The following is a 23,922-nucleotide window of genomic DNA, read 5'->3' on the forward strand; positions in this document are numbered from 1 at the left end:
TCCCTAGTGTTCTATACGCGTCAGGGCGTGTGCGACACATTCTGACGTGCAAATTTACTCATCATTATACGACCATTGATGGTCAAACATCTGACTATTTTCATCTTGAAATTTATGAATATCACGCCGATCTTTCTTGCTTGGGCGATGATCTGGTCGAGCTAAATTATGCATCTTTCTTTGTGATGCAAGCAATTCTCTTTTCTCAATACTTTCAGGCGTTTCGTCGTAAAGTTGCTGTGCAACGGGTGCAGGACCACGTACATCTGACAAAGCTTTAATCTGTACTGTTTTTTTCTCAAGGCCTTGCTGAATGGTGAGTTGCATCCCCACACGGACTTCGCGTGAGACTTTAACGCGTTCACCATCAATATGAACCTTACCGCCTTCAATGGCATTTTTAGCAATGGAGCGAGTTTTAAAGAAACGCGCTGCCCAAACCCATTTATCTACACGCATGCTGAGCGCATTTTCGGGTAAGTTTGACTTACGCATATTTTTGTTCGACCTCGGCAGGATTTAAATGAGCGATGAGTTCTGTTAATTGGTCCAACATTGGATAATTACAAGTCACACGTGGTGCTTTTGCAGAAGAGGGCTGCTTGATTGAAAATAGATGTTCAATACCGTAGTTCTTCGCACCGTTTAATACTTTCTCGGTATCATCAATAAAATATACATGTTTGGCATTAAATGGATGTAATTTATTTAAGCCCTGCCAAAATTCGATAAATTCTTTGGCATGTCCAATCTGTTCTGAGCTCACAATCACATCAAAATAATCTGCAATGCCCATATGCTCAAGCTTGAATTTGAGTCCTGCACAATCGGCATTGGTGGCAAGCCACATTGGATAGCCATGATTCTTTAAATAATCGAGAAGTTCTAAGCAATTAGGGCGAAATGCGACTTTGTTTTTATGTTCGATTTGCATCGCTAAAACATCCACTTCGACTTTAGACGTCCAAAAGCGCGATGAGTACCAATTTAAGGTATGATTATGTTCTTGATAAAATGCATATAGCGTTGCTTTGCTCTGCTCGATACTGCAGTTGTGCAGTTCGGCATAACGAATGGGAAGCAAATCATTCCAGATGAAATCATCATAAGCAAGATCAAGTAAAGTGCCGTCCATATCAAAAATAATGGTCGGTTTTTCTGAGCAATTCGACATAATCAGGTTTTCTATGTTTAAAGCAACGACATCACCACAGGATCCCATGATCTTGCAGTTTGTGCCCATTTTGACACAAGCCTGTGAAATTTTGCGAGAAGAATATCAGCGATATTGTTCAGGTGAGGCTTTTAATATTGAAAAGAAAAATGATGATTCGCCCGTAACGCAAGCCGATTATCGGGTCAATCGCTATTTGACAGAGGCTTTAGCCCATATTTCTGATTTACCACTGTTATCAGAAGAAGGTAAAGAAGATGATCGTAAGCATTGGCAGGAATTTTGGTTATTAGATCCTTTGGATGGCACCAAAGAGTTTTTGCATAAACGCCCTGAGTTCACCATTAATTTAAGTTTAATCAAAGGCAGTTTGACGACATTTGCCATTTTGGCAATTCCTGCGCAGCGGATTATTTATTTTTGTCCTGAACAAGGTCTACCACTTAAATATCATTATCAAATTCAACAGTGGTTTACTTATTTTGCTGTTGAAACCGCTGTTATTCATGTGGGCTTAAGTCAAAGTAGTCAAAAGAAACCGAAGTATCAGCAATATTTAGATCAGTTAGCAAAACTCACGGACTATGCTGAATTTAAAGCAGGTAGTGCATATAAGTTTTGTATGATTCTTGAAGATCAAGTCGATATTTATCCGCGTTTTCACCCCACTTGTGAATGGGATACCAGTGCTGGTCAATGTATGATCGAACGCATTGGTGGTGGCTTGGTCGATTTTAAAGGACGTCCTTTTATTTATAATCAACGGGATACCTTGTTAAATGGCGGATTTATTGCTTATAAGAATGCCCAAATGAAAACAATTGCCTTGCAGGCGCTACATGAGATGCACGTTGAGCATTGAGCAAAAAATTGAGCATGCTATAGTAGCTTCAAGTCCTATCAAATCACAGTTGGCGCTGACGTGGCATTAAAACTGCTTCCTGCAAGTATGCTTAAAGCAATTGATCTGTTACCAGATCCAGATATTCCCGTGACCTTATTTACCCGACATTCCATTCGTGAAAATGTTGCGGGGCAGGGTTTGGCAGGCTATGACTTGCAGTTGACCGAGCAAGGCCGAGATTTAGCCCAAGAATGGGGCGCGTATTTGGTTGGTCAAACCGATCGTGTCATTCAACAATGCATTTCAAGTCCAATTCAGCGTTGTGTCGATACAGCCGCCCTGATGATTGAAGGTGCGGATCGGATCGCCTCACAGCGGCATACTCATCATATTGAAATTGTTGAACAAGGTTTATTGGTTGAGCCGGGAAGTTTTGTGCTTGATATTAAGCAGGCAGGTCCGTATTTTGCCAAACAAGGCGCGCTTGGTTTTATTAATAGCTTTGTGAACAATGCCTTGCCCGGCATGAAACACCCCATTAATGGTGTGGTCGATGTGCTTGAGCTCATTTATAACAGCTATCCTAAAACCCATGCAGGGCTAAGCCTTGCGGTCAGTCACGATACCATTTTGGCAGCCATGATTGCCGTGATGTCAGGGCATCAAACCGTGAGTCGTGAAGATTGGCCACAAATGATGGAAGGGCTGTTTGTGTGGTTTGAGGGTGATGAGTTCTTAGCATCTGAATTAAAATGGATTTGGCGTGGCGAAGTACACAGTCTAAATATTGCAAATTTTAAAAAGTCTTTCGCTTAAAAAAACGCATTGCATCAATATTCGCCCGATTTAATAGATCGGGCTTTTTTGTGGCTTAAATACGCGCTTTGAGACGATTTGGATAGTCGTTTAGATCCAATGTACGTCCTGAATCATTTAATGCCCAAATGGTGGTGTTCGGTGCCGTATTTTGTTGATGAATACGACTGTATTTATCTGCAGCAATTAAAGTTGCAATTGGGTGCTGAGGAATGGTGTAGGCGCTTACAATTTCTCTTGGATATTGCGTACGTCCATAAAATGCGTCCTCAGATTCACCTTGATGCATGGCAATAATATATTCAATGCTAGGCAAGTAAACACCATAAGATAACCAACCATCTACACCTTGAGAGGCTTGTAATTCAATATTGCCGCGAATATTCGAAATCACCCGTCCTAAAATATCTTTTTCACCTTTGGCAGTGAAATATTCAATGTATTGTTGTTCAGTCTCTTGGAATTTTTCTAAAGAAGGTAAAAACTGAGTAATCATGCTGAACGTCCAATCGTGCTCTCTATTATTACCTTGAGAATACCATAATATTTTTAAGGGATTATTTTTATTCAACGAGACACATAATCTTTACAGATTTTAAAATCATAATCCTTTATCTATAAGAGGAAATGATCATTAGGGAATAAAGAAATGAGTAATAAACAACAACCAGCAAGTCCGCAAAAAGAGTCGAATGATGATAAGGGCAAGCAAGATGCGTTAAAGAAAGCTGAACCAGTCAAAAAGCCAAACGAACAGCCAGAAAATCCAATGAAAGAGCAGAAGTAAGCTTTGTGAATTCTTGTCTATAGCGTAGGCGAGATGCTCCTGATAGTAGTTTTTTGGTGATATGTGTCAGAGAGAATGCACTGAATGACACTTTCGAGAAGTTAAAACTCAAATTTCAGACATAAAAAAAGCCCTAAAAAGGGCTCTTTTCATTGCAACAAATTAGTTAGCTAATGCTTTAACTTGTGCGTTCAAACGGCTCTTATGACGAGCAGCTTTGTTCTTATGGATGATGCCTTTGTCAGCCATACGGTCGATAACTGGAACCGCAGTTTTGTAAGCTTCTGAAGCAACAGCATAATCGCCAGCAGCAATAGCAGCTACTGTACGTTTAAGATACGTACGAACCATAGAACGTAAGCTTGCGTTGTGTTTGCGTGCTTTAACGTTTTGACGAGCACGTTTTTTAGCTTGAGCAGAGTTTGCCACTCGTGCACTCCTTAAAATAGATTGGTCTGGGCGGGCTGAAACTCAACTGAAAACCAACATCAGAAGAACTATCACCAGCCCGTAAACAAGTGCCATATTTTGATTAAACTAAGCACCGAAGTCAAGTCTTGACTTGCTTTGACAACATTTTAGATGCAGAAAAACTCTAAAGAAAACGTTAGATTAGTATTCAAGCATCTATATTGTATAAAAAATGACTAAATCTATCAAAAGTTCAATTGTAATCGGAGCGACGGGATTAGTGGGTTTAGCGCTCATTCGTGCTCTTGAAAATGAAACATCTTGTGAAAATATCACTGCTGTGGTCAGAACCTTCTCACCTGTATTGCAGGGATACAAAAAAGTGCAGCAATTGATTTTAGCCGATTTTCTGATGCTCAATGATCGGGATGTGGCAAATCATAGTCATGCATTTAGCTGTTTAGGCACGACCTTGAAAAAAGCCGGCTCTAAAGCCAATTTTTATGATGTTGATTATTTCATCAATGCGCACTTTGCAGAATTGGTACAGCAAACAGATGCACATTATTTACTGCTTAGCGCCATGGGCGCGAATGATCACTCGGCATTTTTCTATAATCGGGTGAAAGGCGAGTTAGAAAGCTATGTGAAAAGTTTAGACTTCAATCAGCTTAGTTTAATTCAGCCTTCTTTGTTGCTCGGTGAACGAGCAGAGCAGCGTTTTCTAGAAGATCATGTGCAAAAGCTCTATCAGCGTCTTTCGCATTTTGTGCCGAATTCATTTAAGTATAAGCCAGTGACACCCGAGCAAGTGGCTCATACTATGGTCGCAGCAGCACTGAATCAAACAGCAAAATTTGAAACTTATGATAATTTAGCCATACAAAAAATCAAATGAGGGAAGAGCAGTGACGACAGCAGCATTTGTGACATGTGATTTACTAGATGACAATTCAGATAAAGCCTTATACGTAGTCACACCATGTCTTGATGGCAAGTTTTTCAAGAGCTACGGCGCACGTAAAACCTTTGGTGGACAGATCGTGACCGTGAAATGCTTTGAAGATAATTCGCGTGTAAAAGAATTGTTGGCAACGGATGGTACAGGCAAAGTATTGGTGGTTGATGGTGGCGCGTCTATGCGCTGTGCGTTAATGGGAGACTTGATTGCCGAGTCTGCGGTAAAAAACCATTGGAACGGTGTGATTATCTATGGTTGCGTACGTGACGTGGATGCGATTGCTGAATTAGATTTAGGTGTACATGCCTTGGCTGCAATCCCACAAAAGAGCAATCGTAAAGGCGTAGGCGAAGTTGATATTCCGCTACATTTTGGTGGGGTAACTTTTAAGTCGGGTGAATATGTTTATGCAGATAACAATGGCATTATTCTATCTGCGGAAAAATTAGTAGATTAATCGTGAATATTACAGCTGCTTAACATAAATCCAATCTGAATTGAAGGTAGATGTGTGATATGTGTGCCTTCAGTCATAAAATAACAATGAGGATGAACCGATGTTGACCCATCAAATAAAAGTGGTACAAGCACTTGCCTCTGCACTCACGGAAGGTGGACGTGGTACCACAGGTACGCCATTCCCTAAACAGCCTAAACAAGCATTGAAGCTTTATGAGTACGAAGGCTCGCCATTTTGTCGCCGTGTGCGTGAAGTGCTCACGTTGCTCAACTTAGATTATGAGGTTTATCCTTGTCCTCGTGGGGGAAAACGATTCCGACCGATCGTGAAAGAACTGGGTGGGAAACTACAATTTCCGTTTTTAGTCGATGAAAATACAGGCGATCGACTTTATGAATCACAGGATATTATTCATCACTTGTTTAAGCATTATGGTAAGACAGGTACGACACCAAAAAAATATGCACATTATCCTAAAATTCCAGTTCTAGCTGTTGCAGGTACAGTCATCAACGGTTTACGCGGTGGTATGGCAAACTCAGGCAATCAAGCGCGTACAGCACCGACGCAGCTACTTGAATTGTGGGGCTTTGAAGCAAGTCCTTATACGCGAATTGTGCGTGGTGTGTTAACAGAGCTGGAATTGCCTTTTATTTTTCATAATGTCGCCAAAGAGCGCTGGCAAGATCAAGGTCTCGCAAAACTGCGATTAAAGCCCGGAAAATATGTACCACTGCAAGGTGGAAAGCGTGAACAAGTACTCAAAGTCATGGGTGATAATATTCAAGTGCCTTATTTGGTTGATGCCAATACAGGGACTTCATTATTTGAATCCGAGGATATTGTGAAATATCTCAAAAAACAGTATGGCGAATGAAAAACCGTATGTAAGAAAGATGAAATTTTGCAGCGCGTCTTTTAATATTGAAAGACGTTCTGCGCGATATCAAGTTGAAAATTAAAAAAATCGATGAAAATAAGTAACATAAAGCATGATTTATCCTGATAATTTGATTATATTTTAGTCTTTGAGCATTTTATTTTTATTTTGGGGAGTGCACATGACGGCACATGATGCGGTATTGCCTGTACCTGTACTGATTATTGAAGATGATCATGTGATCCAAACACGGTTAAAACTCATTTTGACTCAGCTCGGTTATCACCCAGACACATTAGTGTTTGCAAGTCATGTCTTTGAGGCGAAGCAAATTCTAGCACAACAACAATTCTCTCTCGCGCTGATTGATCTGGGCTTACCTGATGGAAGTGGTATTTCAATTATTGAACATATCCGCGAGCAAGATCATCCGACTTTAATTTTGGTGATTTCCGCATGGAGTACGCAAGACAGCCTATTTACCGCTATTAAGGCAGGTGCGACGGGCTATGTGCTTAAAGAACGTGATGATACGGAAGTCACGCTCGCGATTCGCAGTATTCTACGTGGAGGCGCACCGATTGATCCTTTTATTGCACAAGCCATTTTAAAACAAATTGCGCAAGATCCAGAGCAAGTAGATGTTAAAGCAGAAAAAATCAATCCTGATCAGGAGGTCTTAACGGCACGAGAAAAAGAAATTTTGACCTTGGTCTCACAAGGTTTGAGTAATCGTGAGATTGCTGATCAACTGTTTCTGTCACGCTATACCGTTGAAAGTCATATTAAGCATCTTTATCGAAAACTTGCGGTTTCAAAACGGACCAAAGCAGTGAGCACAGCGCGCTCATTGGGTATTTTGTAGTGCAATGCTTGGCTCGGTGCTTGAAGTGGGTAAGCTTCGTTGTATTTGGCTGCATATGTGCTCAGGTTATTGCCGTACAAAGCTACGATATTAATGCGCAATGTCGGGTAGATGTCACAGAAGTGGCAAAGGTGAAAACTGAAGATAATAGCAAGATCCCGACAACAGGTTGGGAGCCGACACAGCTGCCAGATAATTGGTCGAAGTCTTGGTCAGGCTATAATGGCGCAGCATGGTATAAAATTCATTGGCACTTGGCTTGCCAAAATCAACATTCGATTACAGAACCGATCGCTTTTTCGATAGATTATATCAATAGTGCTGGGGCAACATTTCTGAATGGCGATCTGCTTTGGTCAGATCGTCATTTACAAGAACCGCTGTCTAAAAGTTGGAATGTGCCGCGTTATTGGATTTTCCCCATCAGTAGCCTAAAGCCGGGGAATAATGAAATTTTGATCTATGTCACGGGTTATCATTATCAAAAAGCAGGTTTAGGTAAAATTGAATTTAATAACTTGCTGAATAATAACGAAAAGCACTTAAAGAAAGTGTGGGATCGACGTACCTTATTTCAAATTAATTTAATATTATCGGGTACGATTGGCGTTATTTGTTTGGTGATTTGGCTGTTCCGCCGTAGTGAAACCACATTTGGTTGGTTCTCTTTAAGCTGTTTATTATGGATTTTATTTGTCTCTAATTTACTGAGTACTGAAAACTTCCCATTTTCGTCATCTCTTTGGGCAAGTAAGGTCAATGGTATTTTTTTCGCAGCTTATATTCATTGTTTTATCATTTATCTGTTTCGTTTTATTCATCAACAAAATAAAAAGCTTGAACACACGTTTTGGGGCATTCTACTGTTATTGAGTGTGGCTTTGCTGCTCAGTTCAATTGATGTTTTAGCCATTTTACTGAGTTTTGTTTTTGCGCTGTATATTTTACTTTTTGTATTGATGGTGGCTTATGTCAGCTATAGCGCAGTAAAAACGAAAAATGGTGAATTCTTATTTTTAGCCATTTGTCTTTTAAGTATTTTATTTTTTATCTCCATCGATATTTATACTTATAACCAAGATGGTGCGAGTGAATCTTCGCTGTTGTCTCCTTATACATCGCCTGTCATTACAGCTTTTGTCGTCCTAATTTTAGGTTTTAGATTGAATAAAAATTTGCTGAAAATTGAGAGATTTAATCAACATCTGACTGAAAAAATACAAATGGTCAGCCAAGATTTAAAGCAAAGTTTAGACGAAAAACATCAGCTTGAAATTGATAATGTGCGCTTGCAAGAGCGTATTCATTTATCCCATGAACTCCATGATGGTTTAGGCGCATCTTTGGTTCGTTCGATGGTTTTAGTCGATCAAAGTGCGGATCAGATTCCCAATAAACATGTGCTTTCTATGTTGAAAGTACTGCGAGATGATTTACGTCAAATTATTGACAGTGGTTCATCGCTGAATACCAAGGTGCCAGAAACGCCAATTTTTTGGATTGCACCGGTCCGTTATCGCTTTATGCAGTTAATGGAAGATTTAGACATAGACGTGAAATGGGATTTTCCACAACATTGGGCGAAAGTACCGACAGCCATTCAATGTTTGAGCCTGATTCGCATTGTAGAAGAAGGCTTAACCAATGTGATTAAACATAGCCAAGCGACTCAAGTAAAAGTGAGCTTAGCTTATGTATCAGAACATGCATTAGCACTAATTGTTGAAGATAATGGTGTGGGCTTTGATATTGAAAGTGTGCAGCAACATGGTTTGAGCATTGGTATGCGCAGTATGCATTTACGAATGGAGAAAATGGGCGGCAGCTTGAACATTGAATCACGTAAAGGCTGTACGCGCATTCAAGCGATTATTGAGTTGACTTGAGCGGGTTTTATTGAGTGAAAAAAGAGGATCATCGGATCCTCTTTTTTAATACGTTGATTATTCTTCTTCAGCAGGTGGCACCAGCATAATTACCGAATCATTTAATAAGGCTGCCATATCTTCAAGAATATCTTCATCTGCAAAGTTTTCATCAAACAGAATATCTTGACCATCGGCAATTTGTTTAAGCGATTGAGTAAATTGTTCTGAAATACAAATTCCTTCACCATTTGCCCAGAACATGATTTCATCATCTTCTTCGGTATAAAGTAGGCGAGAGGCAGGCTCAAGCATGATGCGATAACCTTGATCAATCGCCTCCATCAAGTCGCCTGTACCAATTTCTTCAGCTTCAGGAATATTTTCAGGGTACTTCGGCTCAGACATCAAACTCATGATGGCATCTTCAAGCACATTTGAATTGTGCAGTTGTTCCATGATTTTGGTTTTGAGATATTCAAGCTCATTGCCTGTCACTTCACCGACTTTTGAAACCTGATCACGGATGATATCTGTGAGCGGATTACGCAAGGCTTCATTGTCAGAGAATTTATCACCCACACGATCCATCATGTCGCTGACATTCGGCATGCGGAAACCAAATGAGTAGGTCAAGCAATCATCCTCTGCCACGCCGTAGTGTGAAAGACCGGGTGGTACATAGAGTAAATCACCGGGTGCAAGCACTTCATCAAAATTCACATCCATCTCTGGAAGTAATTTTAAGGGCTGACCCGCAACAAAGTCTGTTTCAGCATCGCACATTTGACCGAGTTGCCAACGGCGGTGACCATAGCCTTGTACAAGGAAGACGTCATAAAAGTCGAAGTGTTTGCCGACAGAGCCACCTTGTGGGGCATAAGACACCATAATATCATCACGACGCCACTGTGGAATAAATGGGAATTTCTTCCACATTGCTGCCAAGTCAAATGAATAATGATCAATCGCTTGTACTAAAAGCGTCCATAGCTTTGGCATTTTTTGGAAATCAGCCTTAAGTAAAGGTGATGATTTCACTGACCATTGATTTGGATCACGATCTTTTTGCTTGATTAAACGTGCAGTCACGTTTTCATCTAAGGCAAGTTCAAGAACGTCATTCGGTTCGAGAATGTTAGCAATCTCAGGAATTGCATTACGGACAAGGAGGGGTTTTTTCTGCCAATATTCAGCAAGGAATTGTTCAGCGGTGATACCGCCTAATACATCTAAAGGCTGGGACATGATAAGGACTACAATTAAATTTGGCTTATTGTCCCTTGAACAGTAGAAGCTCTGCAAGTGACAGAGCTTGAAAAGCGTGTATTTTCTTGTTGATACGGCTTACAAAAGGGTATCTTTAATAATTGAACATAACTGGTTTTAAAAAATCAGAATTTCTATTTTGGGGTTATAATTTCATTTCGTATAACAGCCATTATGTTAAATGGATGTAAAAAGGCCTCAAATTTGAGGCCTATAAATTCTTCGGTATTACACCATATATTATTCAAGAGGCAACTTGAGAATTGTGCCCTTTGCTACTGAATAAGCTTCTACATGACCAGAAATTTTTGCCTGATCATCAACATAGTGAGCATGAAAATACTCATTTGGGTGGGTTACTACACTTTCTAATTGAGGACCACTATAGATTCCAATCAATTGTCCTTGAGCATTAAGATTATTAAAAATATGCTTTTCTACATGATGTTTTTTTGTATGAGGGGCATGGCTGAATGTGTGCTCATTCATTGTCTGAGTTTTTTTACCTGTTACAACATGCCAACGTAATTCAGGATATTTCCCTTGCAGACGAAATACAAACGGTTGTTCAGTTGATAATCCTAATCGTTTTGCCTCTTTGAGAATGAATTCTTCTAATTGGGATTGATTCATATCCACGGGTAAGGAAATATCATGCCATTTCGATACTTGGCCACTTGCGAAAAGAAAGGCCTGTTCATTAGGATCATGAGGCAAGATTTTTCCTTCTAAATCACTACCTGGACTGACTAGAATTTTGCCATCAATTTGAATAATTTCACCTGTACGTCCCGCAAGTGCCCCTAGCCCCCAGGTATTTTCCTGTTGTGGTACTTCTGATAGTTTAATAGTGCCTCGATCATCACCGGTATAGATCATATGTTTAAAGTTACCGGAATGAGTAAATTTGAAAGGCATATCTGCAGCAATAGAACTAGTAGTGATTGTACTAGCAATAGCTAAGATGCTGAAAAGACGATTTAAATGATTCATTTTGATTTCAATATTTAGAGAGTATAGCTATTAGAAGAGAAACCAATAACTTAGTCAATCTGAACAAATGATTACTCAAAGTTATTATAATTTCGATATTCTGAAGTTAAGAATCTCTAAAATTAACATAATACACCTTATACGAAATGCTATTTTTTATTTCATATAAATTATGGTCTTATCATATAGTAAAAAGCCAAATCATCACCGGTTGGGCTTTTTTAATATTTTTTTCATGGTTCACGCTTACTTATTAAGCAATGTTCCACGACCTTGTTTAGAAAAAATAATTTCGATCAGTTGTATTCATCTGAGCTAAGAGAGGACTGTTTGTTGAACGATCAGATTACAATCAAAAAAAACCGAGTCATTTAACTCGGTTTTTTTTAATAAACATTAGAAAATTAAGGCACTAAAATTTTTAATTCACGCAAAATTCTACAGAGTTGAATCATCGGCATACCCATCAACGTGGTCTGGTCTTGACCGATCATTTCTTCAAATAGGCTAATGCCTAAGCTTTCACATTTAAAACTGCCGGCACAATGAAAAGGCTGTTCAATTTCAATATAACGCTCAATTTCAGGCAAGCTCAGTTTGCGGAACTTGACTTTATAATGTTCAACAAGCGTTTGTTCGAAACCCGTAGATTGGTGTTGAACACTGAGCGCGGTACTGAAATAAACAATCTTATCTGAATTGGCTTGTAACTGACGAATGGCTTTGTCTGCAGTAAGTGGCTTACCAATAAAAATATCAGGTGCACCTTCACGCCAAGCGACTTGATCAGATCCAATGACAATCGCATCGGGGTGTAAATTGGCAACATGTTGGGCTTTCTCAAAAGCCAAACGTTTTGCTAAAACATCAGCATGGTTTTCACCACGCGGAGATTCATCAATATCAGGGACGATGGTGCTATATTGCAAACGCAAACGATCCATCAGTTCTTTGCGAGTTTGGCTGCTTGAAGCCAAAATGATTTTAGGCGCGTTCATTAGACCGCATATTCCTCTAATACATGCATTGGGACATAAGCTAAAACAGCTTTGTGACAAGCTTGAAGTTTAATGGGTGGAGCAAAACCAGCCTCATAGGCATCAACCCAACGCGTCACGCAAATACACCAAAAATCACCCGGTTGCAGACCAACAAAACCCACTTCAGGAACAGGGGTAATCAAATCATTGCCTACTTTTTGAGAATAATTTAAAAATTCAGAGGTCATTTGTGCGCAAACAGTGTGCTGACCAATATCAGAGGGGGCGGTATGACAGAAACCATTACGGAAATATCCAGTGATTGGGTCAAAACAACAGCTGGCTAAAGGCTCGTCTAAAACATTTAAACGATTAAGATTTGGGTCTGGATGTATCGACATAAGTGCTGAATCTTAATGAGGCTTTTAACTATCATAACAAAACTTTAGCAATCGTCAGCTTTTCTGCAAAAGAAGCTAACCTTTTTTTGCATAATCATTTAAAATCGCCTCGTTTTGATATCTATAAAGTGAGCTCTACATGAACTTTCAGCGTATGACTGACCTAGATTTGGCAGGTAAGCGTGTTCTTATTCGTGAAGATTTAAACGTTCCTGTGAAAAATGGTGTGATTACAAGCGATGCACGTCTGCGTGCGGCTTTGCCAACAATTAAAGCTGCGGTTGCAAAAGGCGCTGCGGTGATGGTTTATTCTCACCTTGGTCGTCCAGTTGAAGGTGAGCCTAAAGCTGAACAATCGCTTGCACCTGTTGCGGCTTACTTAACTGAAGCACTCGGTCAAGAAGTTAAGTTGTTTACGGATTACTTAGATGGTGTTGAAGTAGAAGCAGGTCAAGTGGTTTTACTTGAAAACTGCCGTTTCAATGTCGGTGAAAAGAAAAATAATCCTGAACTTGCAGCAAAATATGCAGCACTTTGCGATGTGTTTGTGATGGATGCGTTTGGTACTGCGCACCGTGCAGAAGCATCTACTGAAGGCGTTGCACGCCTTGCTAAAGTGGCAGCAGCAGGTCCATTGCTTGCAGCAGAACTTGATGCGCTTGGTCGTGCACTTAAAACCCCTGAAAGCCCAATGGTGGCGATTGTTGCGGGTTCTAAAGTTTCAACGAAACTAGATGTTTTAACATCACTTTCTGATATCTGCGATCAATTGATCGTCGGTGGTGGTATTGCCAATACATTCTTGGCAGCAGCAGGTTACAACGTTGGTAAATCACTTTGCGAAAATGATTTGATCGACACAGCTAAAGCGATTGCTGCAAAAGTATCTGTTCCATTACCAACGGATGTCGTGGTTGCTGACGCGTCAGAAATTAACTTCGATGACTTCTTAGGTTCATTGGCTGCTGCAAAAGCAACTGTGAAAAAAGTTGAAGATGTTGCTGATAACGATATGATTTTGGACGTTGGGCCAGAAACAGCAAAAATGTTTGCAGAAATCTTAAAAACATCGAAAACGATTCTTTGGAATGGTCCAGTCGGTGTGTTTGAAGTAGATCAATTCGGTGAAGGTACCAAGACTTTATCTTTAGCCATTGCTGAATCGGCAGGCTTCTCGATTGCAGGTGGTGGTGACACATTGGCTGCGATTGATAAATACGAAGTGGCTGACAAAATTGGCTATATCTCTACAGGCGGTGGCGCATTCCTTGAATTCGTTGAAGGTAAAACACTTCCTGCTGTAGCGGTACTTTTAGAACGTGCCTAATGACATGATCTAAAACAAGAAGCTGGCTTTATGTCAGCTTTTTTTATGCTGAAAATAAAATTGAAATAATTTGGTCAAATGAACGTCATTAAAATGCAACACAATCGTCATAATATGATTGAGGTCAAAAGAAGAGAAATGAGTAAGAAAATGACAAAGCTAAATTCTGTGATAGCTATATTGATCAGCATAGTTGTGTTGGTTGCATGTGCTAAAAAAGACAATGCACAAAATGCTGAAGTTGAAGCATCAACTGCTGTGGTTCAAGATGTAAGTGCAGAACAACAAGCAGCAATTGATTCAATCGATCAACCTATTTTAGATGACAAAAATACCGATATTCCGAGCGAAGTTTCTAATGCAGTCGCTGATGTTGCCACAGCAGAAGTAAATGGTTCAGAAGCAGTAGCGCATTAAGTAGTGATAGAAATTTGAAAACCCACTGCAAAAGTCGTGATTTTTTACGAAATATTGTGTTTTATTGCTGAATTGCAAGGTTTGAACATGTAGAATATGGGGCATTACCTGGGAGGATATTATGGCTCTTATTTCAATGCGCCAGCTCTTGGATCACGCCGGCGAACATGCTTACGGCGTACCAGCGTTTAACGTAAACAATTTAGAACAAATGCGTGCAATTATGCTCGCAGCAGATGCAACGAATTCACCTGTAATCGTGCAAGCATCTGCAGGTGCGCGTAAATACGCAGGTGCACCATTCTTACGTCATCTTATTTTAGCTGCAATTGAAGAATGGCCGCATATTCCTGTGGTGATGCACCAAGATCATGGTACTAGCCCTGATATTTGCCAACGTTCAATTCAACTTGGCTTCTCATCAGTAATGATGGATGGTTCATTGGCTGAAGATGGTAAAACACCAACTTCTTACGAGTACAACGTTGATGTAACACGTCGTACCGTTGCGATGGCACATGCGTGTGGCGTTTCAGTTGAAGGCGAAATTGGTTGTTTGGGTAGCCTTGAAACAGGTATGGCGGGTGAAGAAGATGGCGTAGGCGCTGAAGGCGTTCTTGACCATTCTCAACTGCTTACTTCTGTTGAAGAAGCGCGTAGCTTTGTTGCAGATACCAATGTCGATGCATTGGCGATTGCGGTGGGTACTTCACACGGTGCGTACAAATTCACGCGTCCACCTACAGGTGATATTCTTGCGATTGATCGTATTAAAGAGATCCACGCAGCACTTCCAAACACCCATCTTGTGATGCACGGTTCAAGTTCAGTGCCACAAGAATGGTTGAAAGTGATCAACGAATATGGCGGTAACATCGGCGAAACTTACGGTGTTCCTGTTGAGCAATTGGTTGAAGCAATTAAACACGGTGTTCGTAAAATCAACATCGATACAGACTTGCGTTTAGCATCAACTGGCGCAATGCGTCGTTTGATGGCTGAAAAACCAAGCGAATTCGATCCACGTAAATTCTTCAGTGCAACAATTGATGCCATGAAGCAAATTTGTGTAGACCGTTATGAAGCCTTCGGTACAGCGGGTAATGCAGATAAAATTCGCCCGATTTCTTTAGAGAAAATGGTCGCGCATTACAATAAATAATTCGTGATGAATTGTTTATAGAAAAAGCCCACAATTGTTGTGGGCTTTTTCGTCACTATACGTTAAATCGTTACAATAAGAGCAAGATATGGAACTCATTTTTGCAGCCGCACTGTGTAGTGTTGCCGTTTCAATATTATTAAAATTAGCAAAACAACACGGGTTTAGCCCGATTCATTTGATTGCTTGGAATTATGCCACAGCCAGTATTTTATGTTTTTTATGGTTTAAGCCTGATTTACAGCATGTTTCATTGTCAAATACGCCGTGGTTACTGATTATTGCTTTAGGTGTTTTACTGCCGAGCGTCTTTTTACTGCTTGCTAAATCCTTACAAACCGCAGGGATCTTAAAAACAGAGATAGCACAGCGCCTATCTGTGGTGTTATCGCTTGCTGCTGCGTATTTTCTTTTTCAAGAACAGTTTAATACGTTAAAAATCTTCGGTGTAGTATTTGGTATTGCCGCAGTACTCTGTATCTTATGGTCAAATCGGGATGATGCCAGTTCATCCAATAAAGGCATGTTGTATCTTGCGGCGGTATGGCTAGGCTATGCTTGTGTTGATGTATTACTCAAATACACCACCAGTTTGGGTGTGCAATTTTCAGTGGCGCTTAATCTGATGTTTGTCTGCGCTTTTATATGCTCTATGAGTTATTTGTTTATTCAACATCATCATTTCGGCGCTGTAAAAAATATCGGTGCAGGTTTGATTTTGGGACTCTTAAATTTTGCCAATATTGCCCTCTATGTCAAAGCGCATATGCTGTTAAAAGATACACCTGCCATTGTTTTCGCAGGGATGAATATACTTGTGGTGGTATTTGGTGTGCTTGCAGGTCTGATCTTCTTTAAAGAGAAGCTAAAAACTGCAAGCAGTATCGGTTTGCTTCTTGGCGTGATTAGTATGCTTTGCTTAGCATATGCCATGTCTGCTTAACATAGGAACTTGCAAACTCTACAGGATGGCGCACAAAATCTTCAGTTTCGGCCACACCTAAAAGTAGTCCTGCATGATGGCAGTGCGGGCAATGCGGATATTTAGGCTGCTCATGTTCAATATTGTGCAAATAGGTTTTATCACAATGCGTACATTCAAATTTTAGCGGTTTAGTCAGTAGAATAGACATAGCAGACCTCATTTTTATTGTATGACTTTATCGTCATCAGAGATCATGCAAAAATTAGACCTAAATAAAGATAAAAGGGCTTTTAAAACCCTTTTATCTTCTAGATTGATTAAAGTCTTGTGATGATGTGTTGTTCGTTGAGGCGAGATTTAGGTAATTGGGCATTAAAATCATTATCGCTACGATAGCCTAAGGTGAGCAATACTGACGGGATTAAGCCTAAGTCATTCAGTCCAAACTCCTCGGTGATCAACGCTTCATCAAAACCACCAATAGGGGTAGCATCAATGTTTTCAAGACCCGCTGCCAATAATAGGTGTCCAAGTGCGATAAAAGTTTGGTTTTCAGCCCAACGTCCAATATCACCTTTTTCATTTTTATAATAATTGACATAACCGATACGGGTATTTTTTTGCGCTTCTTTGGCGGCAGCATCTTTAAAGCGACCTGCGATTTCATCTTGATTCAATAATTGTTCTAAATGCTCGTCTGTGATGTCGACTTTGGTGCAAAATAAAATCGTATGTGACGATTCGAGTACTTTTGGCGCATTGTATGCATATTTGCCAATCAGGGCTTTGGCAATCCGCTGTTTAGAAGCATCATGCTCCGCAATGAAAAAATGCCAAGGTTGGATATTAATAGAAGAGGGCGCGAGACGCAGTACGTCGACGAGTTTCTCAAATTGTTGTGGTGGAATTCGTTTACTCGGATCATAAGCTTTGGTCGCATAACGTGTTTGTGATGCCTTGAGTAAATCCATGACTGAACTCCAATCTTATTTTTTAAAGTTTAAAACGAATTGTGTAAATGTTGAATTGCTTCAACCTAAATGAATATTACAATAATTTTGACATGAATAAAGCTATGCTTTTGGCGGAGCTTGAATGGCTTCGTTATCTGACACACGACAAGCACTTGTGAAGTGAGAGAGGAATATTGATGGCGCAAAATTGTTTAATTCAGTTGAATATTCTGCCCTTGATTATGGGGTTACAATGCCTATTCTTTAGATCTGATTGAAAATTGTACACTCAATCATTGTTAGGCGATAAAAGCGCGCTGGTTGTTTGCTTTCTCATTAAATAGCCTGTATGGTAAGTTTAACTAAAGGTGAGTAATGTTCTCGCCATTTTATTATTTTAGCTAATTGTGATTCACTTTTACTTAAGTCGCCTACTTAAGTACATCTAAGTAACTACAGAATTATTATTCAAATCTGGTTTTATAAATCTCTTTGTTCTGTCACAAAAAGCTCATGTTATGAGTAAATATTTTGAAAATTTTAAATGAATGGTATACCGCGACTGCTGTAAATGGTTGCGAAATTGATGTTAAATTAGTTCCACTAAAACGCAAACAAAATACAATTGAAGGTTTTATTTGGGTTGATGTTGGTCAAATGATTCAACTTGAAACAGGTGAAGAATTACCGTTTAACTTAGATGGTAAAAGTTTTTACACCGGTGTGAACCAGTTGTATCGCTTAAACTAAAACAATCTGATTGATCGAAAAAGTGGCTAATATTGCCACTTTTTTAGTTTTAAATGATCGATTTTTTGATCAGGCATGATTTCTAAAATATCTGCTGAATCCTGTTTCCAGTCACCTAACACAATTCTCTTTTTATCTTTAATATCATGAATATGGGCACGATGAGTATGTCCATGAATCAGCACATCGACATCTAATAATGCGACATCAACAGCATGCTGATTAACATCCATAATGTCATAAGATTTAAACGTTTGAGATTGCATACTTTTTTTACGGAAGCCATTGGAAAGTTTTTGTCTAAACCAAAGTGGTGTGGTTTTTAGTATGCCAAGTAAAATTGGATTGCGAATAACCGATTTAAAACGTTGATAGCTGATGTCATCCGTACAAAGCGCATCGCCATGTTCAATGCGATAGCGAATGCCGTCAATATTCAGATAATCTGTATCAGGAAGTCTTTTTCCTGAAAATTGATTTAAGAACGTTTGACCCAAAGCGAAATCACGATTACCGACTTGAAAATAGATCTTGTTACCTGCATCTGTGAATTTTTTAAGTTCAGACACGATGCTATTTAACCATGTAGATTGATCATCATCACCAATCCATGCGTTAAACCAATCGCCTAAAATATAGAGTTGGGTGTTTTTATTTTGATAAGTTGCCAATAAGTCTAAAAACCCCCGAACAAGTCGAGGGTGATCAGGTGACAAATGTAAATCAGCGATAAACAAATAGGTCACTATCTTTTCCTTTTAATCTCCCTAAATCCCTCTTTACGAAAGAGGGACTTCTCCTCCCTTAGTAAAGGGAGGTTGGGAGGGATTATTATTCAGAAATGATTTTTGCAGATTCAATCACAACGTTCTCTAGTGGAACGTCAGCGTGGTAACCACGGTTGCCTGTACGAACGCTTTTGATTGCATCAACAACGTCTAGACCTTCAGTGACTTTACCAAATACTGCATAACCCCAACCTTGCGCTGTTTTACCAGTATGGTTTAGGAAAGAGTTGTTTTTCACGTTAATGAAGAACTGAGCAGAAGCAGAGTGAGGTGCTTGAGTACGTGCCATTGCAATCGTACCAACATCATTGCTTAAACCGTTGTCTGCTTCGTTTTCGATTGCATCACGCGTTGCTTTTTCTTTAAAGTTTTCATCCATGCCGCCGCCTTGGATCATGAAACCTTCAATAACGCGGTGGAAGATAACGCCATCATAAAAACCATCGCGAACGTATTCTAAGAAGTTAGCCACTGTTTTAGGTGCTTTTTCAGCGTTTAATTCAAGAACAATACGACCTTTATTGGTGTTTAATTCGACTTGAGGAAAACTCATTGTGTAATCTCCTAATCATGGACAACAGTGCCATGGATTTTTTTGAATGCGAGAAGCATAAGCAAACTGTAAACTACAAGGCAAGTAAAAACGTTACTTTCTTTGTAAAAACATCAAAATAGTATCTTATTTATGCGGCATATTTAAAAACATTTCTTGAATGCGCGCTAAAAATAGCGGCTTTAATCTGATTGTAAGGGGTATTTTCAGTATGCTTTTGACAATCCAAAACTTAGCTGTCTGAATAGAAAACAAATACAACAGTTAGCAGTTGAGAGATTGATCACCTATCGTTAAACTAATACACCTTTTATTGAAATTGATTCACCAAATGAACAGGTGATAGATTCATTAATTCTTATATTTTAACTTTAGAAGTGAATGATTGATCATGAAGCCAAATGATGTTGTGACATCTCTGCCCGAGAACCCGACCAAGAACAAAAATGCAGTCGATTCAGCGCAGCAGCAAGAACAACAGCCGGGCTTAGACTTTGTGCGCCAAGTCATTACTGAAGACTTAGAAGCGGGCCGTACGCAAAAAGTGGTGACACGTTTCCCGCCTGAGCCAAATGGTTATTTGCATATTGGTCACGTGAAAGCGATTTGCTTGAACTTTGGTATCGCACAAGAATTCGATGGTTATTGTAATCTGCGCTTTGACGATACTAATCCAGATGCGGAAGAACAAGAATACGTTGATGGTATTGCCAATGACGTTAAATGGTTAGGTTTTGAGTGGAATGATCAACCTCGCTATGCATCAAGCTATTTTGATCAACTGTATACATGGGCAATTCAGTTAATTAAACAGGGTGATGCTTATGTTGACTTACAGTCACCTGAAGAAATTCGCCTAAACCGTGGTAATTTCGTTGAGCCTGGTAAAAATTCACCTTACCGTGATGCGTCTATTGAAGAAAACCTAGCGCGTTTTGAACAAATGCGAAATGGCGAGCTGGGTGAAGGTCAAGCGGTTCTCCGTGCCAAAATTGATATGACATCACCAAATGTACATATGCGTGATCCAATTTTGTATCGTATTTTGCATTCTGAACATCATCAAACAGGCGATAAATGGAAAATTTATCCAATGTACGATTATGCGCACCCATTGTCAGATGCTATTGAAGGCGTAACACATTCACTATGTACGTTAGAGTTTGTGGATCATCGTCCATTCTATGATTGGGTGATTGCGAAAGTTCAATCTAAAGATGTGCCACGTCAGTACGAATCAAGCCGTTTGAACGTTGATTACACCATTACCTCAAAGCGTAAATTACGTAAATTGGTTGAAGGTGGTTTCGTGAATGGTTGGGATGATCCACGTATGCCAACAGTGGTGGGTATGCGCCGTCGTGGTTTCACGCCTGAAGGCTTACGTGATTTCTGTAAGCGTGTTGGAGTGACTAAAGTAGATGGCAGTATTGTCGATGTTGCAATGCTTGAATACTGCATTCGTCAGTCTTTAGAAAATACCGCAGCACGTGGTATGGCAGTGCTTGATCCAATTAAAGTGACATTAACTAACTTACCTGAAGCGATGGATCTTGTACATTCACGTCATCCAAACGTGGATATGGGTGAACGCATCATTCCATTAACCTCAGATATCTTCATTGACCGTAAAGACTTTGAAGAAGTACCACCGAAAGGCTTCAAACGTTTGATTCCGGGCGGTGAAGTACGTTTACGTCATGCCTATGTCATTAAGTGTGATGACGTGATTAAAAACGAAAATGGTGATGTGATTGAGCTGAAATGTTCAATTGACCCTGAAACGTTGGGTAAAAACCCTGAAGGTCGTAAAGTCAAAGGTGTCGTGCATTGGGTATCTGCAAGCAAAGGTATCCCTGCTGAAGTACGTATCTATGATCGTTTGTTCACTGAATCGGATCCAGAAGTGGGTGATGACTTCCTTGCTAATTTAAACCCTGAATCATTAAAAGTGGTTCAAGCGGTGATTGAGCCAGCACTGGCTGAAGCAAAACCTGAAGATCGTTTCCAATTTGAACGTGAGGGTTATTTTGTTGCCGATCAATATGATCATACAACAGCAAAACCTGTGTTTAACCGTATTCTGGATTTGAAAGACAGCTTTAAACCAGCGAAATAATCATTGACACGAAAAAGCTCAACGTTCAGTTGGGCTTTTTTTATGGAAAATAAAAAAATGATCGTACGTGATAAAAGTAATAGCTTCGGATTGTTATTTGCATGGCATGGCACGATTTTGCCAAAAGTGCTACCCGCTTTAGTGTTGGTATTTAGCCTGTCTGCGATTTTGGTTTATCTTCGGCATGCACATTTAATGAGTTTTCCGGCAGTGCCAGCCATCGGGTTTACTATCTTTGGTGTCATTCTGTCGATATTTTTAAGTTTTCGAAATAATGCATGCTATGACCGTTGGTGGGAAGGGCGCAAGCTCTGGGGTGCTTTAATCGCAACGACACGTCATTTAAGCCGTGATAGCTATGTGTTAGATGATCAAGCCCGTGAAGTGCTTTTGCAGCGTATGATGCTATTTACGCATTTATTACGTGATCGTTACGTCAAAGTTCAAACAGTATTCAACATTATCAAGACGTGACAGCATTCACTGAGCAAGATTTTCAAAGTATTCGCAATCGTGTGAATCCATCGCAATGGGTTTTAGAGCAGATCCAAAAAGATTTGGTGAGTCGTTATCGGCAGGGTGAAATCAGCGATATTATTTACCATCAATTAAATCAGCATACCGTTGCCTTGGGTAATATTCAAGCGGGATGTGATCGTATTCTATCAACACCATTGCCTTTTGCTTATTCAGTACTTTTACATCGTGCGGTGTATTCGTTTTGCTTTATCTTACCCTTTAGCTTGGAAGCAAGCCTCGGGCTTTGGGCACCCATTCTCGTGGTGTTAATTGCCTATCTGTTTTTGGGCTTAGACGAACTGAGCAGTGAATTGGAAGAGCCCTTTGGCACACAAGATAACGACCTAGCGCTCGATTCAATCGTACGTTTAATTGAGCGTGAAACCTTAAGCTCAATGGATAAAGAGATTCCTGAGTCATTGGTAGCTCAAAAAGGCTTCATTACCTAAATTATATTTTGCCACGCTCAAGCTGATATTCTAGCGATGTTTGAGCTTACTTAATTCGGGTGCGTCTTGTTGCACCTGTTCTTGGAGCTGACGATATTGATCTAAGCGCAACTTGGCTTTATCACGGAGCTTTTTCTTAATATAAAACACCAAAGCAAAGCTTGTCGTGGTTAGGGTCAAGAACAAGCTATTCATAAAGCTCATCATTGAACTGATATAACCAATAGTGGTAAGACGGTTGATCATACGGGTAACTTGAGGGCTACTTTCGACTCCAGTGATCGCCCATGTGCATAAATGTTCGCAGTTATTAATAATAAGATGGTAGTTATTTTCATGCATTCGTGAACGCATACGACGCACGACTTTACGACCTTTAAACTTTGCAGAAGCATATTCCTGAATCAGAATAGGGCGACCATTGCTAAAACGTTCAATGGACGTGATTTCAATCGGGTGCTTTTTAAAGAGATGGGCAAAGCCTGAATAATGAATGACACGTCCACGTCCGGCATAAATCCCATGATGGGTATAACCGAAATGTTTCACCATGAGGTGCGAACCTAAAGCAAAGCGTTGAGTGTGTTGCATAGACCTGCGTAAAATCATTGGCTAGCTGTGAAATGTGCGATAAGTGTAACGTTTTTTTTAGTTTTTAGCGATATCGCTGTTTAAATCATCAGGGTGGGAAAGGGGTGTATTAGATGAAAATGCGACTTAAATTAGCCTAAGTTTGAAATATACATCATTGGAAATACGATCAGAGACAAAGTGCTGTTTATGTGTGCTCAATAAAAAAGCATTTGTAAAAACAAATGCTTTTTTTGAAACTCAGATGCTGACTTATTGAAGCGGTAAGTGTTGAAGTTCATTCAACTCTTTACGGCTATAGCCACGAGATGCCAAAACCTTTTTGATGCCGACAATCATATCTTCATCAGTGGCTTTCGCCAACGCTTCTAAAAGCTGCTCATTCGACTTGCAGCAGCAGTCATTTTCGACACAAGCAATTTGATTCTTATGTCCGTTTTGTTGTTCGTTTGAGAACAATTTCTGCCAAAAACTCATAGAGCCTTCATACACAACCTAATCTAGGTTGAAATATAGCCAATTCTATAAATAAAGCAATATAGCGAATGTGATAAAAGCAGCACTTGATGTTGAGATTTTCCGATTGAGCATACGAAGTCAAACGATATTATAGTCAGCTGAGTATCTTGTATTTTTATAAGTGTATTATTTTAAAGGGAAATA

The 23,922-nt window shown here is 39.8% G+C and carries 28 protein-coding genes and 1 pseudogene; 15 read left to right on the top strand and 14 right to left on the bottom strand.

Annotation, left to right across the window (positions count from 1 at the left end):
- Positions 1-54 precede the first annotated feature (54 nt).
- Both GFH30_RS05820 and GFH30_RS05825 read right to left on the bottom strand, forming a co-directional pair.
- A complete protein-coding gene (locus tag GFH30_RS05820; RefSeq protein ID WP_153371329.1) occupies positions 55-495 on the bottom strand; it encodes an RNA-binding S4 domain-containing protein in 441 nt (146 codons plus the stop codon).
- Complete coding sequence (locus tag GFH30_RS05825; protein WP_153371330.1) at positions 488-1,174, bottom strand: HAD-IA family hydrolase; 687 nt, start codon at positions 1,172-1,174, stop codon at positions 488-490. Before GFH30_RS05825 ends, GFH30_RS05820 begins: the two co-directional genes overlap by 8 nt.
- 13 nt (positions 1,175-1,187) lie before the next feature.
- Between GFH30_RS05825 and GFH30_RS05830 the strand changes: the two genes are divergently transcribed.
- Entirely contained in the window at positions 1,188-2,036 is an 849-nt protein-coding gene (locus tag GFH30_RS05830) for a 3'(2'),5'-bisphosphate nucleotidase CysQ family protein (RefSeq protein WP_153371331.1), read from the top strand.
- A 60-nt stretch (positions 2,037-2,096) separates the two neighbouring features.
- A complete protein-coding gene (locus tag GFH30_RS05835; protein WP_153371332.1) occupies positions 2,097-2,834 on the top strand; it encodes a histidine phosphatase family protein in 738 nt (245 codons plus the stop codon).
- Positions 2,835-2,889: 55 nt separating this feature from the next.
- Here the strand turns inward: GFH30_RS05835 and GFH30_RS05840 are convergent, their stop codons facing one another.
- Positions 2,890-3,330 carry a hypothetical protein gene (locus GFH30_RS05840; protein ID WP_153371333.1) on the bottom strand — a complete coding sequence of 147 codons (441 nt, stop codon included), beginning with the start codon at positions 3,328-3,330 and terminating at the stop codon, positions 2,890-2,892.
- A 153-nt stretch (positions 3,331-3,483) separates the two neighbouring features.
- On the opposite strand from GFH30_RS05840, the gene GFH30_RS13295 reads away from it, so the two are divergent.
- Complete coding sequence (locus GFH30_RS13295; protein ID WP_171500996.1) at positions 3,484-3,621, top strand: hypothetical protein; 138 nt, start codon at positions 3,484-3,486, stop codon at positions 3,619-3,621.
- A 162-nt stretch (positions 3,622-3,783) separates the two neighbouring features.
- Here the strand turns inward: GFH30_RS13295 and rpsT are convergent, their stop codons facing one another.
- The gene (gene rpsT, locus GFH30_RS05845) at positions 3,784-4,050 is read right to left on the bottom strand and encodes a 30S ribosomal protein S20 (RefSeq protein WP_122897879.1); all 267 of its coding nucleotides are present in this window, start codon (positions 4,048-4,050) and stop codon (positions 3,784-3,786) included.
- A gap of 214 nt (positions 4,051-4,264) precedes the next feature.
- Here rpsT and GFH30_RS05850 point away from each other — a divergent pair, with 214 nt between their 5' ends.
- The 5 genes from GFH30_RS05850 to GFH30_RS05870 all read left to right on the top strand — a co-directional run bounded on the left by GFH30_RS05850 (position 4,265) and on the right by GFH30_RS05870 (position 9,084).
- On the top strand, positions 4,265-4,930 hold the full coding sequence (locus GFH30_RS05850; RefSeq protein WP_153371334.1) for a Rossmann-fold NAD(P)-binding domain-containing protein: 666 nt from the start codon (positions 4,265-4,267) through the stop codon (positions 4,928-4,930).
- A 10-nt stretch (positions 4,931-4,940) separates the two neighbouring features.
- The gene (rraA, locus tag GFH30_RS05855) at positions 4,941-5,450 is read left to right on the top strand and encodes a ribonuclease E activity regulator RraA (RefSeq protein WP_153371335.1); all 510 of its coding nucleotides are present in this window, start codon (positions 4,941-4,943) and stop codon (positions 5,448-5,450) included.
- Between the two features lie 100 nt (positions 5,451-5,550).
- Complete coding sequence (locus GFH30_RS05860) at positions 5,551-6,330, top strand: glutathione S-transferase N-terminal domain-containing protein (RefSeq protein ID WP_153371336.1); 780 nt, start codon at positions 5,551-5,553, stop codon at positions 6,328-6,330.
- A gap of 184 nt (positions 6,331-6,514) precedes the next feature.
- A complete protein-coding gene (locus GFH30_RS05865; RefSeq protein WP_153371337.1) occupies positions 6,515-7,198 on the top strand; it encodes a response regulator transcription factor in 684 nt (227 codons plus the stop codon).
- Between the two features lie 20 nt (positions 7,199-7,218).
- Entirely contained in the window at positions 7,219-9,084 is a 1,866-nt protein-coding gene (locus tag GFH30_RS05870; protein WP_153371338.1) for a sensor histidine kinase, read from the top strand.
- A gap of 57 nt (positions 9,085-9,141) precedes the next feature.
- Here the strand turns inward: GFH30_RS05870 and GFH30_RS05875 are convergent, their stop codons facing one another.
- The 4 genes from GFH30_RS05875 to GFH30_RS05890 form a co-directional block, all read right to left on the bottom strand.
- Entirely contained in the window at positions 9,142-10,311 is a 1,170-nt protein-coding gene (locus GFH30_RS05875; RefSeq protein ID WP_153371339.1) for a ribosomal protein uL16 3-hydroxylase, read from the bottom strand.
- Between the two features lie 261 nt (positions 10,312-10,572).
- Complete coding sequence (locus tag GFH30_RS05880; RefSeq protein WP_153371340.1) at positions 10,573-11,325, bottom strand: acetolactate decarboxylase; 753 nt, start codon at positions 11,323-11,325, stop codon at positions 10,573-10,575.
- A gap of 404 nt (positions 11,326-11,729) precedes the next feature.
- The gene (locus tag GFH30_RS05885) at positions 11,730-12,323 is read right to left on the bottom strand and encodes a Maf family protein (RefSeq protein ID WP_153371341.1); all 594 of its coding nucleotides are present in this window, start codon (positions 12,321-12,323) and stop codon (positions 11,730-11,732) included.
- The gene (locus GFH30_RS05890; RefSeq protein ID WP_153371342.1) at positions 12,323-12,706 is read right to left on the bottom strand and encodes a DUF2237 family protein; all 384 of its coding nucleotides are present in this window, start codon (positions 12,704-12,706) and stop codon (positions 12,323-12,325) included. Before GFH30_RS05890 ends, GFH30_RS05885 begins: the two co-directional genes overlap by 1 nt.
- Before the next feature lie 139 nt (positions 12,707-12,845).
- On the opposite strand from GFH30_RS05890, the gene GFH30_RS05895 reads away from it, so the two are divergent.
- From GFH30_RS05895 to GFH30_RS05910, 4 genes are all read left to right on the top strand, one after another.
- Positions 12,846-14,033, top strand: a complete 1,188-nt coding sequence (locus tag GFH30_RS05895; RefSeq protein WP_153371343.1) for a phosphoglycerate kinase — start codon at positions 12,846-12,848, stop codon at positions 14,031-14,033.
- 150 nt (positions 14,034-14,183) lie between these two features.
- A complete protein-coding gene (locus GFH30_RS05900; RefSeq protein WP_153371344.1) occupies positions 14,184-14,450 on the top strand; it encodes a hypothetical protein in 267 nt (88 codons plus the stop codon).
- A 121-nt stretch (positions 14,451-14,571) separates the two neighbouring features.
- Complete coding sequence (gene fba, locus GFH30_RS05905; RefSeq protein ID WP_153371345.1) at positions 14,572-15,612, top strand: class II fructose-bisphosphate aldolase; 1,041 nt, start codon at positions 14,572-14,574, stop codon at positions 15,610-15,612.
- 88 nt (positions 15,613-15,700) lie between these two features.
- Positions 15,701-16,555 carry a DMT family transporter gene (locus tag GFH30_RS05910; RefSeq protein ID WP_153371346.1) on the top strand — a complete coding sequence of 285 codons (855 nt, stop codon included), beginning with the start codon at positions 15,701-15,703 and terminating at the stop codon, positions 16,553-16,555.
- On the opposite strand, the gene GFH30_RS05915 is transcribed toward GFH30_RS05910, so the two are convergent.
- A complete protein-coding gene (locus GFH30_RS05915) occupies positions 16,518-16,745 on the bottom strand; it encodes a hypothetical protein (protein WP_153371347.1) in 228 nt (75 codons plus the stop codon). The genes GFH30_RS05910 and GFH30_RS05915 overlap by 38 nt on opposite strands.
- A gap of 109 nt (positions 16,746-16,854) precedes the next feature.
- A complete protein-coding gene (gene nfsB / locus GFH30_RS05920) occupies positions 16,855-17,508 on the bottom strand; it encodes an oxygen-insensitive NAD(P)H nitroreductase (RefSeq protein WP_153371348.1) in 654 nt (217 codons plus the stop codon).
- Between the two features lie 513 nt (positions 17,509-18,021).
- Here nfsB and GFH30_RS05925 point away from each other — a divergent pair.
- The gene (locus GFH30_RS05925; protein WP_153371349.1) at positions 18,022-18,240 is read left to right on the top strand and encodes a transposase; all 219 of its coding nucleotides are present in this window, start codon (positions 18,022-18,024) and stop codon (positions 18,238-18,240) included.
- 26 nt (positions 18,241-18,266) lie between these two features.
- Here GFH30_RS05925 and GFH30_RS05930 read toward each other — a convergent pair whose 3' ends face one another.
- Together GFH30_RS05930 and GFH30_RS05935 are read right to left on the bottom strand one after the other, a co-directional pair.
- Positions 18,267-18,986, bottom strand: a complete 720-nt coding sequence (locus GFH30_RS05930; protein ID WP_153371350.1) for a UDP-2,3-diacylglucosamine diphosphatase — start codon at positions 18,984-18,986, stop codon at positions 18,267-18,269.
- A gap of 85 nt (positions 18,987-19,071) precedes the next feature.
- Positions 19,072-19,581, bottom strand: a complete 510-nt coding sequence (locus GFH30_RS05935; RefSeq protein WP_153371351.1) for a peptidylprolyl isomerase — start codon at positions 19,579-19,581, stop codon at positions 19,072-19,074.
- Positions 19,582-19,972: 391 nt separating this feature from the next.
- Here GFH30_RS05935 and GFH30_RS05940 point away from each other — a divergent pair, with 391 nt between their 5' ends.
- Entirely contained in the window at positions 19,973-21,700 is a 1,728-nt protein-coding gene (locus tag GFH30_RS05940; RefSeq protein WP_153371352.1) for a glutamine--tRNA ligase/YqeY domain fusion protein, read from the top strand.
- 57 nt (positions 21,701-21,757) lie between these two features.
- A pseudogene (locus tag GFH30_RS05945) lies at positions 21,758-22,668 on the top strand (bestrophin family protein).
- A gap of 30 nt (positions 22,669-22,698) precedes the next feature.
- On the opposite strand, the gene GFH30_RS05950 reads toward GFH30_RS05945, so the two are convergent.
- A complete protein-coding gene (locus GFH30_RS05950; RefSeq protein WP_153371353.1) occupies positions 22,699-23,259 on the bottom strand; it encodes a lecithin retinol acyltransferase family protein in 561 nt (186 codons plus the stop codon).
- A 252-nt stretch (positions 23,260-23,511) separates the two neighbouring features.
- Positions 23,512-23,736, bottom strand: a complete 225-nt coding sequence (locus tag GFH30_RS05955) for a hypothetical protein (RefSeq protein ID WP_153371354.1) — start codon at positions 23,734-23,736, stop codon at positions 23,512-23,514.
- Positions 23,737-23,922: the final 186 nt, after the last annotated feature.

This window comes from Acinetobacter wanghuae (genome assembly GCF_009557235.1).
Lineage (GTDB): Bacteria > Pseudomonadota > Gammaproteobacteria > Pseudomonadales > Moraxellaceae > Acinetobacter > Acinetobacter wanghuae.